Origin of the sequence: Limosilactobacillus avistercoris (genome assembly GCF_014836425.1) — a bacterium.
Lineage (GTDB): Bacteria > Bacillota > Bacilli > Lactobacillales > Lactobacillaceae > Limosilactobacillus > Limosilactobacillus agrestimuris.
The window spans coordinates 1-4,357 of sequence record NZ_JACSQW010000043.1 but is presented as its reverse complement, the minus strand read 5'-3'; the positions used below and the strand labels follow the sequence as shown (position 1 = coordinate 4,357).

Sequence of the window (4,357 nt, the reverse complement as noted above, 5' to 3'; positions counted from 1 at the left end):
TAGACGATGAATTACTTCAACATCAGTTAATTGAGCATACGCAAAATTACGTCGTGACCAGTAGTTGTCGTACTTTAAATTCAGCAATTAAAAATACTGATCAGAAGCAGCCAAATGCAGGTGACAAAGTTAGTGACCTAGATAAACTAATAACTAGTGTTACCGTTGCTTTATCTGATTCTAAAAATAATTCTGGATATCCATGGACGTGTGAACAGTTTGTTTTTGATAAGAATCCAGATACGACAATCCAAAGTAATCAAATTAATATAGAAAAAAGGCAGAAGAGTAAGCAGGTCGGTAATAAAAATGCTGGTTATATATCTATCAATCAGTGGCATTTTGAAAATGTTACTCCTGACGTTACTTACTATGTAGTTTTGCCAAAGAATACTACACTGAATATGGAAAATCCATTTACTAACCTCCCTCGTATCACCGACTCCGCAAATTATCAACGGCGAGAAGACTTGGCAATCTGATGCGGAAAATGGGAAAGCAGCATTTGGTCAAGGTGTTAAATACTACTTTGATGGTGACGTTGTTCAGTATGAATTGACAAATAAAGTAAACAAGGCTAATGCAGAACTGAAGTATTATGATGACACTCTTGGTCAGTTTATTTCTGGTGTATCACCTACTGGTGTTCATGGTGATATGGATACTCCAATTAGCTTTGCTACAGATACTCTAAAAGGTTTATTAAAGAAGTAAGGATAATCAATCTGGGGATGTTGACTCAACTACCTCCTTTGACAGTTACAAGTTCGGTAAGTTTGATAGTGACGATAGTACTACCCAAACGTTTAAAGACGATTACCGAAACGGTTACTTATGTGAATGAGGACGGTACGACATTTACTGGTACCCGCCCAGGAAATGCTGATCAGACAATTACCTTTGATGGTACCGAATATGTAGATAAGACGAATAGTCAGTTGGTTCATGTGAAGAAGGATGCCAACGGTCAACTAGAAATTAATCAAGATAATCATGAGCCAGTTACACCAACTTGGACTGCAAGAGTTCATTTGAAAAGGTAACTTCACCAAATGAAGCAGGTTACTATGTTAAGTCCGTTTCTGGTGGTTATGGTGATACTGAGGATAATGTTAAAGAAATTTCGGTAACTCCAGAGGATAAGTCGATCGAAATTACGGTTACATACGCTACTAATGGTCAAGAAGCTACTATCAAGTACATCGATGATGACGCGACTGATCCAGCAGATAAGATCATTGACAGTGGCGAGAGCACCGGTAAGTATCATTCCGATATTAATTTTGAAAAGGATCCGCAAACTGAAATAACTAACCTTGAGAATAAGGGTTATGTATTGGTTGACAATAATACTAACAGGTGGGGTAATGGTAACCACAAATATCAAAGCGATAACGAGAAGAACCAGTTTGAAATTCACTTTAAGCATGGCACGGTTACTGTAGGCCCTAAGCACCCTGTAGATCCGGGACAACCAATCAATCCAAATGATCCAGATCCGGATGGGCCAAAGTATCCAGAAGACACAAAAAAACTAACTGTGAAAGTTCCACGAACAATTCAATACGTTTATCAGAATGGAAAACAGGCCCAACCTGATAAGAATGATAAATTAAAGTTTAACCGTACAATGGTTATTAATAAAGTAACGGGTGAGGTCAAGAGTGATACTTGGACAAAGCCACAGGACTTTGAAACGATTGCTTCACCAACAATTCAAGGTTACACCCCTGATTGGACTGAAGTTGCTGATAAGAACATTGGACATGACCATCCAGCAATTAATGAAAAGGTGACATACAATCCAGATGCTCAAAAGGCGGTTGTTAGGTATATTGACGACACAACTGGTGAACAGTTATCGGCACAAGATTTAAAGGGCTACTCTGATCAGTCGACTGGTTACAATACCAAGAAGTCAATTGATGGTTATGTTGCTCAACATTACGTATTGGTTAGTGATGATACTAATGGTGAAACAATTGTCCTCGATTATGATGATAGTAAGGATCAATCTTACGAAGTTCACTTCAAGCATGGGACTGAACTAGCTAACGATAGTCGGACTAAGAAGATTACCGTTCATTATCAACATGCGGACGGATTAACTCATGATGGGAAAGCTGCTGATGATCAAACTGCTAAGAACTTAACGTTTAAGCGAACAGGTACGCATGACCTAGTAACTGATAAGTTTACCTGGAATGACTGGGATAAACCAACACAAACATTTGATGAGATTGATTCACCTGCTATTGAAGGCTACACTCCGGATCAAGCTAACATTAGTAATGTAACCGTCACTGCTGATTCACCAGAAACGACTGAAAAGACGGTAATTTACCATGCTAATCCGCAAACTGCTCAACTACACTTTATCGACGATACGACAGGCAAGCCATTACCTAAGTCCGAGACCACTAATGGTGTTAGTGATGCAGGGCCAATTACCCTTACTAATGGGGAACAAGACCTTCAATACTACCTTGACCGTGGATACGAGTTTGTAAACGTAATTAATGATACTGCTAAGGTTTCATTAGATGGTGATACTTACGCTAATGCTGCCAAGAACTTTGGTAACTTTGACCATGACGATGACCAAGATCAGAGCTTTACTGTTCACTTGGAGCACGGCACGGTTACCGTAACGCCAAAGACGCCGGGCAATCCAGGAGATCCAATCAATCCAAACGATCCATATCCGGATGGACCAAAGTATCCAGAAGGGACGAATAAAGATAGTTTAACCAAGCAAGTTAAGCGGACGATTAACTATGTGAACTCTGATGATACTCCAAGCGGGCTTGATCCTCATCATGATAGCCTGAGCTTCGAGCATACACTTGTTATTGATAAGGTAAATGGTGAGGTGCTGAAGGATACTTGGACGTCAGCCAAGGACTTCCCAACTATCGAGTCACCAGCAGAACCAGGATACACTCCTGATAGAACAATTATCCCTGGTGTAAAGGTCGATCATACCGATAATGATATTACCGAAACTGTAACCTATACTCCAGATGCACAAAAGGCTACTGTGAAGTATATTGATGATAGTGATAATGGTAAGCTTCTGAAGGCTGATAATCTCACTGGTCGCTCGAATGAAGATTCTGGTTACACGACTAAGTCTTTGATTTCGACCTACGAAGGTCAGGGATACCAATTAGTATCTGATAGCACGGATGGTCATAATGTTGTCTTTGATCACGATGACAATGTTGATCAGGTTTACGAAGTTCACTTAGTTCATGCCACTGAACCAGTGACTGATACCCAAACAGTTACCCGGACTGTTCACTATGTATACCCTGATGGAACACCGGTTAAGCTTGATACCGTTCAAACCGTTACCTTTACTCGGACCGGGACGAAAGATAAAGTAACAAAGCAAACTAGTTGGAACCCATGGACACCGACTAACAAGACATTAGTTTTCATTGTTCCACCAATTGTTCCCGACTACCAACCTGATACTAAAGTGGTACCACCAGTTACGGTCACTAGTGACACTCCAGATATTGTTGTTACCGTAACGTACACGAAGGTTGTTACCCCAACTCCGGGTCAACCAAGCCAACCTGGTCAACCAAAAGAACCGGGACAGCCAACGCCAGGTGAGCCAGAACAAAATGAACTAGTAAGAGATAAGACGGATGTTAATGGTAAGACAACTGGTGATGACAACCTAGTTCAGAATGGTGAGAATAATGTTTCAAGCCAGCCAGTTGAAATGACAAGTTCAACTAAGCAAACCGCAAAGAAGAATCAGTTGCCACAAACTGGTAGCCAAACATCTAAGACCGGTGTCCTTGGCTTAGGTGGTAAGCGCAAACGTAATTAGTTGTTTGTAAAATTTAATAGTTGATGTTTGTACGAACCGGGGAGCAATCGTACAAACTATGGCTGCAAAGAGCCCTAGCAATCGAAAGTAATTCGGGTGCTAGGGCTTTTTGTATTAGTTGATTACAACATAATAATGTACGATACAAAATTACAAGCAGAGTAAGTCTATTTCAAATTAGCATAGAAAATGTAAAAAAGATGTTGACTTATTGTTAAAGAGCTTGTATAGTAATTACCGTTGTCACAAAATGAATGATTAAGTTGATTTTGTTTTTTTACTTTTTTAGAAAAACTATTGACAGCTTAATTGATACGTGATATTTTATATAAGCTGCTTGTTTGAATTGTTAGACAAATTGATTTGAAAAAATATTCGAATTTATTGTTGACATTGAAATAAGCATCTGATATAATTAAATTGTTAGTCAGCGCTAATAACTGACTAAGGTAGACCTTTGAAAACTGAACAAAGTTTCGACGAATCAAATGTGTAGGGTCTTCAATCATT

At 39.4% G+C, this 4,357-nt stretch carries 4 protein-coding genes; all 4 read left to right on the top strand.

What is annotated here, in order from left to right; translation table 11 throughout:
• On the top strand, window positions 1–482 hold a 482-nt coding region (locus H9564_RS08935; protein ID WP_191685117.1), incomplete at its 5' end, for a hypothetical protein.
• Between the two features lie 73 nt (window positions 483–555).
• Complete coding sequence (locus H9564_RS08930) at window positions 556–714, top strand: hypothetical protein (RefSeq protein WP_191685116.1); 159 nt, start codon at window positions 556–558, stop codon at window positions 712–714.
• A gap of 68 nt (window positions 715–782) precedes the next feature.
• Window positions 783–1,043 carry a hypothetical protein gene (locus H9564_RS08925; protein WP_191685115.1) on the top strand — a complete coding sequence of 87 codons (261 nt, stop codon included), beginning with the start codon at window positions 783–785 and terminating at the stop codon, window positions 1,041–1,043.
• Complete coding sequence (locus H9564_RS08920; protein ID WP_191685114.1) at window positions 1,013–3,847, top strand: mucin-binding protein; 2,835 nt, start codon at window positions 1,013–1,015, stop codon at window positions 3,845–3,847. Before H9564_RS08925 ends, H9564_RS08920 begins: the two co-directional genes overlap by 31 nt.
• Window positions 3,848–4,357 lie beyond the last annotated feature (510 nt).